The following is a 13508-nucleotide window of genomic DNA, read 5'->3' as shown; positions in this document are numbered from 1 at the left end:
GATTAGGCTGGTTTATCAACACGAATATAAAACGAAATCTGTAGGCAGGATTATGTAAAACAGATTGAGGTTTCAAGTTTAACGTTTCATGTCTCTATAAGTGTAAACTCTATAGATGAATAAACATGAAAGGTTAAACCTGAAACCTCAAACCAGAAAACTGATTTTTAAATCGACGCAGCCATTACTTCGGGTTGCGCATCGGATTGACGGAAGCTTTTCATGATCCATCCTCCGCCGACTACATCATCTCCTTCGTAGAAAACCGCAGCTTGTCCGGGCGCAATAGCCGACACCCCTTCCTGGAAGAGTACCTCAATTTTATCGCCCGATTGCGAAATGGTCGCGGGTGTGCCTGGGTCTTTGTAGCGTACTTTTGTGACCGTTTCGAGCGGTCCGGCAATATGATCGTATTTTTGCAGATTTAATTTGCTGACAATCATGCCATCGCGTAGCAAATCTTTATCGATACCTAATACCACTTCGTTGGTGTCTTTACGAATTTCGGTCACGAACATCGGTTGACCGAATGCCATTCCGAGCCCTTTCCGTTGACCAATGGTATAGAAGGGATAACCTTGGTGTTTACCCAGAATTTTACCCGTACCTTCCATTACAAAATTTCCTCCAGCGACTTCAGCTTCCAAACCGGGCATACGTCGTTTCAGAAATCCCCGGTAATCATTGTCGGGTACAAAGCAGATTTCGTACGATTCCGATTTCGTGACTAATTCAATAAAACCCCGTTCTTTCGCCATTTCGCGAATTTCGGATTTCCGAAGATGCCCCAATGGCAATTTCGTCCGGCTCAGACTTTCCTGCGAAACACCCCAGAGGACATACGATTGATCTTTCAGCGTATCAATGCCTTTTGAGATAACGTACCGTTGGGATGCCGTACCAGAATTTTCTTCCCGAATGTGAGCGTAGTGTCCTGTCGCAATGGATTCACAACCAAGTCGATCTGCACGTTGCAGAAGCGCATCCCATTTGATGTGCGTGTTGCACAAAACGCAGGGGTTTGGCGTTCGTCCTTCGAGGTATTCGCCAGTAAAATGATCGATTACATAATCGCCAAATTCCTCGCGAATGTCCAGAATATAGTGAGGAAATCCCAGGCTGACAGCGATATTGCGAGCGTCGTTGATGCTGTCGAGACTGCAACAGCCCGTTTCTTTTTTAGATCCTCCTGAGGATGCGTAATCCCAGGTTTTCATGGTCATCCCGATGACCTCATAGCCTTCTTCGTGCAGTAAAACCGCTGCCAGCGAAGAATCGATGCCGCCACTCATGGCGACCAGAATGCGTCCGTGTTTGCTCATATTCGTATCCGCAAGGGTTCAAAGCCCTCCGACATTTATGTACTTATTATACCATTTTATTACTATAAGTTAGGCTGAGACGCCCAAGCAGGATACAGTCTAACACGTTTTCTGGTAAAACCATTCAGTATAATCAAGCCATTTTAATGACTCATTCCTCAATACTGTTTTACGCAGGAAAATAAAACAGAATAGTACATACCCCCTTTGGCTGGTTGTGTTCTAGTAGATAGCAATTTCTTCAGGCCATCTCGTCTATGGGAAACCAACTGGAATACAAAAGAAAAGAGACTTGGGATAAGTATACAAATTCGGTCGAATTCCTCGTAATACTTTAAAAATTGATGTTTTTGGCTTGGTTTTTGACTAAGAATTAATGTTTACAGCCTTACGGCTACCTATTTAGCATTAATCTTTCGTCCGTCCAATGGCATTCGATACATACGTAACAGCATCCAATGATGAGTTCACGCTTAGCCCAAGTGCCTACGAAACGTATGTTAGTGTTCTAAATGAAGATTTTAGAGAAGACACAACCATACCTGTAAAAATGATTATTGCCAATCCTGATATATTCACTCCTGCCGTTGAGTGGAATAATGGAAAGGCAAGAATTATAAATACAAAACGTCCTGATCTTTTGGGGTGGGAGTCGACCTTTTATTTTATTGGTGGAATGCCTGCCGTAACGAGCTTACCGGATAGTTATGATTATAGGCCTGGAGATAGCATATACATTATGCTCGGCATCTCATCAACACCCGTCAGTCCGTATAATTGGGCGCGAAAAGCGTATGCACAGATTTTTTTAGGTACTGAGCATCCGCCGACGGATTACAATATGCTTCCTCATCAGGTAACTAAACCAACATGGCTTTTAATTCAAGACCCATGGGTGCCGCGGGGTATGAAAGAAGCACCAACCATGCGATTACCTGATAAACGGATTTTTACCGTGGTTCGGAAGCGTACCGATATTACCTCGGAAAGTATTGTGGCGAATATGAGGGGTGGGGCAATGGCTGTGATGGATACCAACGTCCGGAATGAATACCGTATCAACTGGACGCATAGTAGTGATTTACAGACTCCTGGATCAGCACCACCCTATTCAGGACCGGAACCGGATGCGTATGGTGGGAAAAATCTAAGCCGCGAAGATATTGATCGAGCTGCGGGCTCTGTACCCTGTGGTTTATTTGATGCAAACGAACTTCAGGAAGGAAGATATAGTCTGACTGAATTGTCAAGCCAGTACTCGCAATTTTATGAGGCACGGCTTCGCAAGTATCGGAGTCCGGTATATAATGAACTTGGACTACCGTATCGGGACTTCGGAACCTATGGGGGGACGACAAACTACAACGGGAATCCCTGGAATTTTCAGGTACCTGGTGGCGGAAATGTAGCCCCTAACGATCCATTTTTCAAAAACATGATTAGCTCCAAAGATGCGGCTCGGCAGACTTGCAGCTATTTTTTCATTCTTTACAACAAAGGGGTTGGTGCCATTATCAAGCACTATGCGGATCAACCCGACTACGCCAGCCGCTATTACAATAAGGCTTATGCTGCTGAAGTAATGGCTAAAGGTATGGATGAAACGCCAACAGGAATTGCGCCCGATAAACTGGTTTATTTAGACTGGGGGAAAATTGAAGGAATTAGTTCGGATGATGCAGCCTTGCATAATGGTTACTATTTTCATCGTCAAGTCGGAAATCTGGGTGTACTTAAAACCGATCGGCATCCTCAGGTTGATTATGACTGGCAGGTTGGAAATATCTTCGGTGTAGGCTTTTGTCGAACAATAGGTTATATCATTTTTGATTCACGGGCACCAGTTGATCAATATGGAACAAACCCCAATGAAGTAAAGGCGAAGGATGGAGATTGGTGGCAATGGCAACCGAATGTGAATGGAACGCCTGCACCTGTAACCGCTGATGGCTATCCTGTAGAACCCTGTCGTTGGCACGATGCAGGGTACGAAGCTGCTTATTATTACTCCCAATGTGCCCGAACCGAGGGGACTCCCTGGCTGTATTGTCGATATCAATTTAAGGAAACAGGTGTTTGGGTAGAGCCTAAAACCGACGGCACAACCATTCTTGAGCATGCAGCTGCCTTTGATGGTCCTTATAAGACCACGCCCAATGCGCGTCGGGGACGCCCGGATGCTATGTATCGGATTAAAGATAATGCGGTGGATGTATGGGTATTCGATCCTAGTCGGGGTAAAAACAGCTATGAGACCCTGATCTTGAATCCTGTTGAAAATGTACATATCGAAGTGAATCTACAAGGAAGCAAGCTCGCCTTATTTAACACTGTTCAGTTTTATTTCTAACACAATCTTATTGCCAGATTTATTATGCCAACAGGGACTCAAATTGTTCGCATTCGTCGCACGAGCGATGGAGCCGAAATTTATCAAGCCACTGCTGTTCGAAATACTGACATTTACCCCCTGACGACGGCTGGTCAGCAAGCTTTCGAAGCGGCTGCCAGCGCCGGGAGTTTTACACTGACGGTTGTGGATAACGGGGCTATTATTCCGGCTGGCACACGACCTCCGTTGGTCAAGCCCGGCACGGGGGGAGGTGTTCCGTTTAGTCAGAAGATCCAGGCAGAAGAAGCAACGGGTACCGGAACTTATAACGGCCAACCCGCTGATGATAACCTAAGAGGACCCTATACCACCAGTAACGACTATCTGCTATACGCCGTATCCAATGCTCCAGCGGCAGCCACCAATTATAATCTAGCCATACGCTATCAAACCAATAGCCAGGTAGCCGGTGTGGCGACTATCATCATTAATTCTGGTACTCCCGTTGATTTTCCGCTAGAAGGTACGGATGGTGGTAAGCGAATATATAATATTGCCATTGCTCTAAATGTCGGTAGTAATCGAATTCGGATACAGGGGAAATCGGGCACATCTTTCTTCCAGGATCACATAGTGGTCTCTCGCCCTTTAGGGTAGATGTATCTTCGTAACGACCTTCAGCTTCCTCTGTAAAATCCTGGAACTTACGCTCAGGCCTGACAAAAACCGTATTCAAGGTTTTTGTCAGGCCTGAGCTTTACCGATACCTTAGCATTGTAGAGAACCAGCAGGTCGGTAGGTATTGATTAGTACACCCGTGGGAGTAACCTGCGTGCTGACGAAAGCAAGTGAGCATGGATCGACACTGTCCGAAAAAAAACGCTTGCCCTGGCCCAGCAATACCGGGTAAACCAACAACACAACCTCGTCGGCCAATCCCTGATCGAGCAATACCGACGTCAATGTTGAACTTCCCCATACGATCAGGTCAGGACCTTCCGTTGACTTGATCGCACAAATACCCGCAATGATGTCTGTTCCCAGGTGCTTAACCGGTCCCCATTCAAGGCTGTCTGGCCTGTGGGTTGCCACGTATTTTGTTGCAGCATTAATACCGTTGGCTATCGGACTATTGCCAGCATTGGGCCAGTATTCGACCCAGAGGTCGTAGGTATGGCGTCCAAGTAGCAGATCGAAGTGGCTACCATGTGCCTTAAGGACAGCCTCTAAACCAGTCGGACTTAGGAAGGGTGTTGTCCAGTTACCATACGCGAAGGCTTCGGTGTTTTCATGCTGGATTATACCGTCCAGCGTAACATGTGCCATGATTCGGATCGTTCTCATTGGTTTGCTAGTAGTTTACTGTTTGCACAAAATTAAAACAGACGAATTACCTATATAGAGGGCGATCGTGACAAAATAAGGGGGCTTTTGAGACCAGGTAAACTACTCTACCACCTTAGTTACGCATCAACAAACTAACCGTTTTCGGCGTAGCGATCAGGAATTGCCTACAGTAGGTTAGATACTAACGTATATGAACTATTTCATTTGTATCCGTAAGTTTGCTGCTCCTGCAATAAGCGATATAGAAAAATGAATCAAAGAAGGGCCGAATCAAAAGATTTTTTATTACGCCTGAGCCTGTTTTTCCTACTAACTATTTGTTTAATCCTTACCATCGTTATTCGTTTTCGGCTTATTTTTCTGGCTAATTCTGATATTGGAGGCATCGAAAGCAATGTGATTTATTCGATTCAACGGTATCTGGCGGGGTATTCGCTGTATAGTAATCCAGAAGTAGCACCGTACTCAATCACCCAGTACAGCCCATTTTACTACCGAATAGTTGCTTTTATTGGGCAACTATTAGACCTCGATCCGGACAACACGTTGCAGATATACCGGGTAAGCCGATTTCTGTCGTTGCTTGCCAATCTACTTTATGCGCTGGTAATTGCGGGGATTTGTCGCCGATTTCAACTCAATCTGTTCACGGCTATTCTTGTCGCTATGACAGCCTTTGTTTTGTTACCGCCACAAACATATTCGCGGCCCGATAGCGTCTATACCTTGTTGGTATTATGCGCACTGTATGCAGGTGTTAGAACCGTACAGGCTCAGAAAACAAGTCTGAAAAATAGATGGCTGGTTATTGGCATTGTTGCCTCGGCGCTTGCTATTGCTACCAAGCAATCGGGGATTGTATTGCCAGCTATCTATGCCAGTTATTTTCTCTTTTTAGAAAGAAATTGGTTAAAAGGAATAATAGTTGGCGCGTGTATTGGCCTGCTAAGTTTACTGCTGCTTTATAGCCTGATGCCAGAGCATGATCTGGTTTTATTGTATGCCAATATTGTTACCGGTGTTAGTCAGGGCCTGGACTGGAGCTCCTATAAGATTAATATTTTTGATCATTACCTACGTCCCTTTGGCTTACACAATGCCCTGGGAATAGCTATTTCATTCTGGCTAACTCGGCAAAGTAGGGCAGATTATCGATGGTTAGGTTATTTTGTGCTGGTATTATTTGGATTTGCTTCACTTACTGGCCTAAAACAAGGGTCTGCCTTAAACTATTATACAGAGTTTGTATCACTTGCCGGTTTGGAATTTGCGCTCTGGTTAAAAGCGAAAAATGATTTAAAACTAGAAAAATGGGGTGTAGGCACGCCATTACTTGTTTTATCAGTGGTTTTCTGGGCGGTGATCCCCAATATCACCAATTTTAACTGGCCTATGGCTTTAAAGCGGGATGCCATGTCTGACCAGCCTTATTTGGAGCAAAAAAAGGTCGCGGATTATGTGAAGGATTCTCTGAGCCTTAAGCCAACCGACGCGGTGTTCATTACTAATTACAATTACTGCTATCTAAATGGGCTTCTTTACCGGAACTGCATTTTGCCCCAGCAGGAGATCGTGATAGTCATGTACCCCCGTAAAGAACTGAATTATGAGGCCTTTAACAAACAAATTCACCAGGGTGCTATTCGCTTTTTAATTACACGTCCCAATGAAACCACAACACCTTTCCCGGGACTGACGACAGCCAATTATATACTCAGGCGTAAATTTCCAGAGTTTGATGTGTATGAACGAAAGCAACTACGGATAGAGTAAGTACTTTTTTCGCATTTGCTTATAGGCTGTCAAACCGGGCTCCCAGCTTTGGCGAATTTCCTTTTCAGATACGCCTGCTATGATCTGCTTTTTGAGCGCTTCGTTACCACTGCGGAAGTTAAAATTGCCAATTTGGTTACTGTAGCTCGTATCGAAAAAACGGGCTTTGTCTGGGTACGCTTTGTATAGCTCCATCAGCCATTTTAGATTAAGCTGTTTTGTTTTCCGGAAAACGCTGGTGTCGTATTTGCGCAGATCAAGTCCGTAACAATCCGTATCCTGATGCAAGGGCGTTTCGCTCATCCCTTTGATACTGACGGGTTTAAAGGAAAATGAATAGATGCCTTTCAAGGCTGGTGCACCCAGAACTGTAAAGGGCATATAGGTTCCCCGACCCTGACTGATCATTGTCCCTTCAAACCAGCAAGTGCTTGGATATAGCAAAATAGATTGTTGTGTATTCAAATTCGGTGAGGGAAGAACGGGCAACGTATAAGGAGTATCGTGCGTATAATTAGCTAGTTTGACAATCTTGAGTTTACACAAGTTTTTGCCTGGTAATCCACCCCATCCTTCCCCATTGATCATTTGCGCAAATTCAGCAATAGTACAGCCGTGTGTTATGGGAATGGGGTGCATCCCAATACCTGAATAAAGGTGTTTTTCCAGAATAGGCCCGTCAATGATGAAACCGTTCGGATTGGGGCGGTCCAGAATCATCAGCTCCTTGTTATTTTCGGCGCAGGCTTCCATCACGTGGTTGAGCGTATTGATATACGTGTAAAACCGGCAACCCACGTCCTGAATGTCGAAAATCATCAAATCAACATCTGCCAGTTGTTCTTTGGATGGTTTTCGATTTTTGCCGTACAGCGAGATAATAGGTATCCCCGTTTTCGCATCGACGTCGTCATCCACTCTGGCTCCATTGCTGGCGTTTCCCCGAAAGCCGTGCTCAGGGCCGAAGACTTTAACAATGTTTACCCCTAAACTGTGTAAGCTATCAACACTGGGTTTACTGCCAATAATAGAGGTTTGATTAACGACCATGCCAATTCGTTTGCCCTTGAGATAAGGCAAATAGGCAGAAACCTGATCAGCACCCGTTACCAGACTGTTTGCCGTAGGAGAGGGCTTGACAAATGCCTTCTGGGCTAGTTCAGCCTGATTAGCTGGATAAAAAAAACCGATTAGGATCGGCAGCAGGACTAGGAAAATCGTTTTCATGAACAGTCAGCGTTGCAGAGAAAGTGGCAAGTTGCTGATAAAAATCCTGAAGACAAATAGAATAAAGTTTGAGGTTCCAGGTTTCAAGTTGTGGACGTGCAAAAAACTTGAAACCTGGAACCTCAAACTCGTTATTGCCCTGACGCATCGCCCTTTGCTATTTATTCACTTCGCAAACTCTTGATTGGGTTCATGAGCGCAGCTTTAGTTGCCTGATAGCCAACCGTCAGAAAGGCGATCAGGAATGTTCCGGCAATGGCGAAAGCGAATACATCAAGACCTACACTTACCTGGAATTGAAAGTTGTCGAGCCATTTGTTCATAGCGTACCAGGCAATAGGAGCGGCAACGATAAAGGCGATCAGAATCAGGCGAGAGAATTCTTTCGCGAAAATCCAGATGATTTGCCCAGTGCTGCTGCCCAGCACTTTTCGGATACCAATCTCTTTGGTTTTCTGTGATGCCATAAACGAAACCAGCCCGTAAAGACCTAAACAGCCGATGAAAATAGCCATAGCTGCAAACGCCTGAATAAGCTTCAGCATCAAAGATTCGGTTTGGTAAAACTCCGCGATCTGATCATCCAGAAATTCGTAATCGTACACCTGATCGGGATGCATTTCACTCCAGGTTTGATCCAGTGCAGCCAGCGTTTGTTGCGTATTCGCGAGATCAATTTTTACCGCATAATAATCGTATTGATCCATAGCGGAACCAATGCAGACAGCATTAATAGTCTCGTGGAAGGAGAGGTCGTGAAAATCCTTCACCACACCAACGATAGGGCCTTTCATCCGGCCACCGTTCAGACTGACCAGTTTGCCCAATACTTCGTCGGGGGATTTAAGGTTCAGTTTCTTCGCGAACGTTTCATTCACGACAAACTCTTTTGCAGAGTCGGATGGGAAAAGGTTATGTCCGGCAACCAGATCCAGTTCAAACATTGGAATGTAGTGCTCATCAGCAGATCGTACGTTGACGTTGAAATTTTCCGCTTCCGCTCGGTTGTCATACGTGGGCGAGGTTGTCCAATTGCTGCTCGAAGAAGGGGCTGCTTTGCAAAGCGATACGTTTTTCACGCCCGAGATTTTGCCTAGTCGATCGGTTAACGTATGCATCGTTTGTGAATTCGATCCTGATGCGATGGGGAGCATCACGACGGCATCCTTATTGAAACCCAGGTCGGATTGTTTGGCGTACCGCATTTGGTTTGCAATAACAATCACGCCGATAATCAACATCTGGGAAATGGCAAACTGCGTAACAATCAGCGACCGCCGAATATTGAAACCACCTATGTTTTGCTGTGATAGCTTTCCCTTGAGTGCCAGCACAGGCTGAAAACGAGCGATAATCAGGCCAGGATAGGAACCAGAGAAGAAAATCACGAATAACGTAACAACCAGAATAAATACCGTTAATCGCCAATCGGTGAGGAAGTTGATGCGCATCTGCGATTGAAACCATTCATTCACATACGGGAGTGTCAGCAGCGAAAGTACAATTGCCAGTACGGCCGCTGTAACGGTAATAAGTCCGGTTTCGGAAATAAATTGCCAGAAAAGTTGCCCGCGAATGCTGCCCAAAACTTTCCGCACCCCCACTTCCTTTGATCGATTCAGCGCTTGCGCGGTTGCCAGGTTGACGAAGTTGACACAAGCCGTAATGATTAAAAATAGCCCGATTAACCCCAATACCCACAGGTTGGTTTTAGTCATTGCACCGCCATATCGAGCATCGAAATGCATGTCGGTAAGCGGCTGGAGTTTGTAGATGTGAACATTTTTACTTTTAGCCCGGTACTTTTTGACGTAAGCGGGCAACAGACTTTCGATTTTCGTTGGTGATGCACCTGGCCGAAGCTTAACATAGCATTGCATAACGCTCGAAATTCCACCCCAGGCGTCATCACTGGATAACCAATCATCAAACTGTTTGAGCGTAGGGTAGGAGACATAAATTTCCGCTCGTTGGTCGGTATTGATGGGCAAGTCTTTCAGAACGCCCGTAACTCTGAAACTGACTTTATTGTCTACTCGGAAAGTCTTGTTGATTGGATTTGCCTCCCCAAAATACTTTCTGGCCATGCGCTCTGTGAGAATGGCCGTGTTGGGTTGCGTTAAAACACTTGCTTTATCCCCCTTAATCAGCGGTAAATTAAAGATGTCGAAGAAGTCCGTCTCTGTAAAGGCAACCCCGTCCGCTTCCTTAAATTTTTGAACATCTCGACCTGATTCAACAGTAACCAGTATATCGTCGTACGTGGCGACACGGGCCACCTTTTCGCCGAATGTATAATCGTTTTGAAAGGCTTTTCCCAGGGGGCTGGGTACGCTACGTGAATGATGGATAGTTTCGCGGTGCTGTTCAGTTACGAAGCGGTAAATCCGATCGGTGTCGGCATGGAAATTATCGAAGCTGAGATGATAACTGACCAGCGTAAAAATCAAAATGGCGCAGGTCATGCCTAAAGCGAGCCCCAATACATTAATGGTCGCATAGGATTTGTTTCGCGACAGATTTCGGAAAGCGATTGTTAAATAATTACGTAGCATCGTTGGACTCAAAAAGAAAGGTGTTGTGTACTGTTCTGTTGTTTTACGTTTGGCCAGTGGCCGGAGCAATTTTAGCGCACTCCAGCCATATCGCCAATTTGCCTTCTGCACGCCCACTGTCTGTACCCAATGGGCATAGAGTTCCAGCAAATCACCCTGTACTTCTTCCGATGTATCAGGATGGCCGAAGGTATTTAATAACCAGGTGGCGAAGCGGGGAGGAGTAGGTTGCATAGGACAGGGGCTGGGCAGCGGGTTGTAAGCCGGAATTACCCCAGGCTCCAATCCCGCTGCCTTCTGCTATTTATTCAGATCGTAACGATTTCACCGGATTTACCAGTGCGGCTTTAACGCTTTGGAAACTGACCGTTATTAAGGCGATGAATGCCATCAACAGGCCAGTAAGGGCAAATACCCACCATTGAATGTCGATCTTAAATTCGAAATTCTGCAGCCATTGACTCACGGCATACCAGGCAATCGGGGAGGCAATTACAACGGCAATCAACATGAGTCTTAGAAAATCTTTCGACAAGAGTACGACGACGCTGCCGATTGATGCGCCCAATACTTTCCGAACGCCAATTTCTTTAGTACGCTGTTCGGCGGTGAACGTAGCGAGGCCAAATAATCCCAGACAGGCAATCAGGACCGCTAGTAAGGTTGAGGTTTCGATAAGTTGCGCCGTTCGGGTTTCAGACTGATAAGCCTGCGCCAATGCTTCATCCAGAAATTTGTAATCAAATACCTGATTTGGAAACGTGGCAGTCCAGTTATTTTCGATTTGTGCCAATGCTGTCTGTATGGCTTCGGCCGTAGGCTTCTCAGTTTGTAGTTTGATACTGGCCTGATAAAAATTGTTGGGGACGACCTGAAGGATAGTTGGGTCGATTTTCTGATGTAACGAATTGACGTTGAAGTTTTTTACGACCCCAACGATCGTTGCAAACTCGTTACCGTCGCCATAAAATACAGGTTGACCAATAGCATCTGATGGACGGCTCAGTCCCATTCGATTGAGGAATATTTCGTTGATCATCACCTTTAACGCAGCCGACGATGTATCTGTGTCGTGGAGTTGCTCACCGGCCAGTACCTGAATGCCGTATGTATTCAGATAATGCGAATCGCCCATTTTCATCTGGGTTTTGATATCAGTGGCCTTAGCCCCTTTTCGAAATTGCATCAGCTGCATCCAGTTACTTTCTGCCGAAGCACTGTTGAATGAGAAACTGACGTCTTTTATCTGTGGAGACTGAAGTAACTGCTCGCGTAAACTTTGTAATTTCTCCGGTTTGTTATCAGGAAGACCAACCGTGATGATGGCCGATTTATTGAATCCTAAGTCGGCGTTTCGGAAGAAAGTAAGTTGCTGATTGATTAGTAACGCGCTGCTAATCAGTATTAGCGATACCGTAAACTGAACCACTACTAACCCCTGACGTAGCGAAAACCACTGTTTTGCCTGCACCAGTTTATTGGTTTTTAAAGCCCAAATTGGTGCCATACCCGACAATCGAAATGCTGGATAAATTCCCGCCAATAAGGTTGTTAAGGTTGTCATGACAAGCGCGAAGAGGACCGTTTGACCAGTAAACAGATCGGATGGTTTCAGGGGGACCGCCAGCATATTGGCCATTGTTGGTAGCGAAACCCAGGCCAGCAGCAAAGCGACCAGAACGGCCAGGAATGTAATCAGACCTGCCTCCGTCAGAAACTGGTAAATAAGCGACCACCGATTACTCCCAACCGCTTTCCGGATACCTACCTCTTTTGCCCGTTTGAAGGCTTGAGCTGTACTTAAATTGATGAAGTTGAAACAGGCGATTAGCAATACCAATAAACCAATAAGCGACAGCGTTTTGAGCAAACTTAAATTGGCCGACCGGCCTCCCAGATTACTGCCGTAATGTAGTTGGGCTAGTGAGTTTAAAAAGAAACGCTTGTCGGAAAGCATCTCTTTACCCATGTATTTAACGATAATAGTCCGGAATCGACTGGTCAACTGGTCAGGATTAACGCCATTTTTCAGTAGCACAAACACCTGAAAATTATCATTCCAGCCATTCCATTTGTTAAGGTCTAAATCCGGGTTCGTGTTTTTAACTGTGGAGAACGAAACCAGCATATTGAACGGAAAACTGGTTGTAGTTGGATGATCTTCCAGAACACCCGCTATCAGCAAATCCTGTTTATTATTGAGTTGAATGGTTTTGTTCAGCACATCGGTTGAACCGAAATATTTCTCTGCATACGTCCGTGTCAAGACAACCGTATTCGGCTGCGAAAGAGCTGTTTTGGGGTTGCCTTTTATCCACTGATAATCAAGTAGATGGAATAATTCATTCCCTGCAAATACGAATCTTTCTTTGAATCGTTTATCGGAGTTGGGTACAGCAACCGTATTGCCACCCATCTGAAGCAGGGGAACAACTAACTCGGCTTCGGGTAGGTCCGTGCGTAGTGCATTTGCCATACCCGTATACGTACCAGGATACGAATGTCCTTCTTTTATATTTTCCCCTTCAACCCGGTAAATCCGGTTTCGGTTGGCATGTTGCTGATCGTAGCGGGTTTCGTGGCTAACTGCTAAAAAGATTAGCATCGTACAGGCCATTCCCACGGCCAGACCGACGATATTGATAAACGAATATCCCTTGCTCTTGGTCAGGCTTCGATACGCGATTGTTACATAGTTTCGGATCATGATAGGACTTAATAAATGGGGTTGAGGATACTCTTTCGACCTTTTTGATTTGGCCAATGGTCGCAGCAATTTCAGAGCGCTCAAACTATAGCGCCAATCTGCTTTTGGTTTACCTGCCGTTTCGACCCAATGGTTATACAGTTCCAGCAAATCACCCTGCACTTCTTCCGAGGTGTCGGGATGACCGAAGGTCTTTAGCAGCCAGTTTGCGAAGCGGGGTGGGGGCATAGTGATGAATGATGAGA

8 protein-coding genes are annotated in these 13508 nt (G+C 45.5%); 3 read left to right on the top strand and 5 right to left on the bottom strand.

Features of this window, described 5'->3' with window-relative positions; translation table 11 throughout:
• Window positions 1-167: 167 nt before the first annotated feature.
• On the bottom strand, window positions 168-1322 hold the full coding sequence (mnmA, locus tag ACYVE4_RS10955) for a tRNA 2-thiouridine(34) synthase MnmA (protein WP_461039824.1): 1155 nt from the start codon (window positions 1320-1322) through the stop codon (window positions 168-170).
• Window positions 1323-1749: 427 nt separating this feature from the next.
• On the opposite strand from mnmA, the gene ACYVE4_RS10950 reads away from it, so the two are divergent.
• Both ACYVE4_RS10950 and ACYVE4_RS10945 read left to right on the top strand, forming a co-directional pair.
• Window positions 1750-3672: a hypothetical protein gene (locus tag ACYVE4_RS10950; RefSeq protein ID WP_461039823.1), complete on the top strand. Its 1923-nt coding sequence runs from the start codon at window positions 1750-1752 to the stop codon at window positions 3670-3672.
• A gap of 24 nt (window positions 3673-3696) precedes the next feature.
• A complete protein-coding gene (locus tag ACYVE4_RS10945) occupies window positions 3697-4311 on the top strand; it encodes a carbohydrate-binding protein (protein ID WP_461039821.1) in 615 nt (204 codons plus the stop codon).
• 111 nt (window positions 4312-4422) lie between these two features.
• Here ACYVE4_RS10945 and ACYVE4_RS10940 read toward each other — a convergent pair whose 3' ends face one another.
• Window positions 4423-4998: a dihydrofolate reductase family protein gene (locus ACYVE4_RS10940; RefSeq protein WP_461039819.1), complete on the bottom strand. Its 576-nt coding sequence runs from the start codon at window positions 4996-4998 to the stop codon at window positions 4423-4425.
• Between the two features lie 252 nt (window positions 4999-5250).
• Between ACYVE4_RS10940 and ACYVE4_RS10935 the strand changes: the two genes are divergently transcribed.
• On the top strand, window positions 5251-6774 hold the full coding sequence (locus ACYVE4_RS10935) for an ArnT family glycosyltransferase (protein ID WP_461039818.1): 1524 nt from the start codon (window positions 5251-5253) through the stop codon (window positions 6772-6774).
• On the opposite strand, the gene ACYVE4_RS10930 is transcribed toward ACYVE4_RS10935, so the two are convergent.
• The 3 genes from ACYVE4_RS10930 to ACYVE4_RS10920 all read right to left on the bottom strand — a co-directional run bounded on the left by ACYVE4_RS10930 (window position 6760) and on the right by ACYVE4_RS10920 (window position 13491).
• Window positions 6760-8001: an exo-beta-N-acetylmuramidase NamZ family protein gene (locus ACYVE4_RS10930; protein ID WP_461039817.1), complete on the bottom strand. Its 1242-nt coding sequence runs from the start codon at window positions 7999-8001 to the stop codon at window positions 6760-6762. The genes ACYVE4_RS10935 and ACYVE4_RS10930 overlap by 15 nt on opposite strands.
• A gap of 161 nt (window positions 8002-8162) precedes the next feature.
• On the bottom strand, window positions 8163-10790 hold the full coding sequence (locus tag ACYVE4_RS10925; RefSeq protein ID WP_461039816.1) for an ABC transporter permease: 2628 nt from the start codon (window positions 10788-10790) through the stop codon (window positions 8163-8165).
• Window positions 10791-10860: 70 nt separating this feature from the next.
• The gene (locus tag ACYVE4_RS10920; protein WP_461039815.1) at window positions 10861-13491 is read right to left on the bottom strand and encodes an ABC transporter permease; all 2631 of its coding nucleotides are present in this window, start codon (window positions 13489-13491) and stop codon (window positions 10861-10863) included.
• Window positions 13492-13508 lie beyond the last annotated feature (17 nt).

It is taken from the genome of Spirosoma harenae (genome assembly GCF_054776975.1).
Note: the sequence above shows the minus strand (reverse complement) of the source record. Positions and strands in the feature narration are given on the sequence as shown.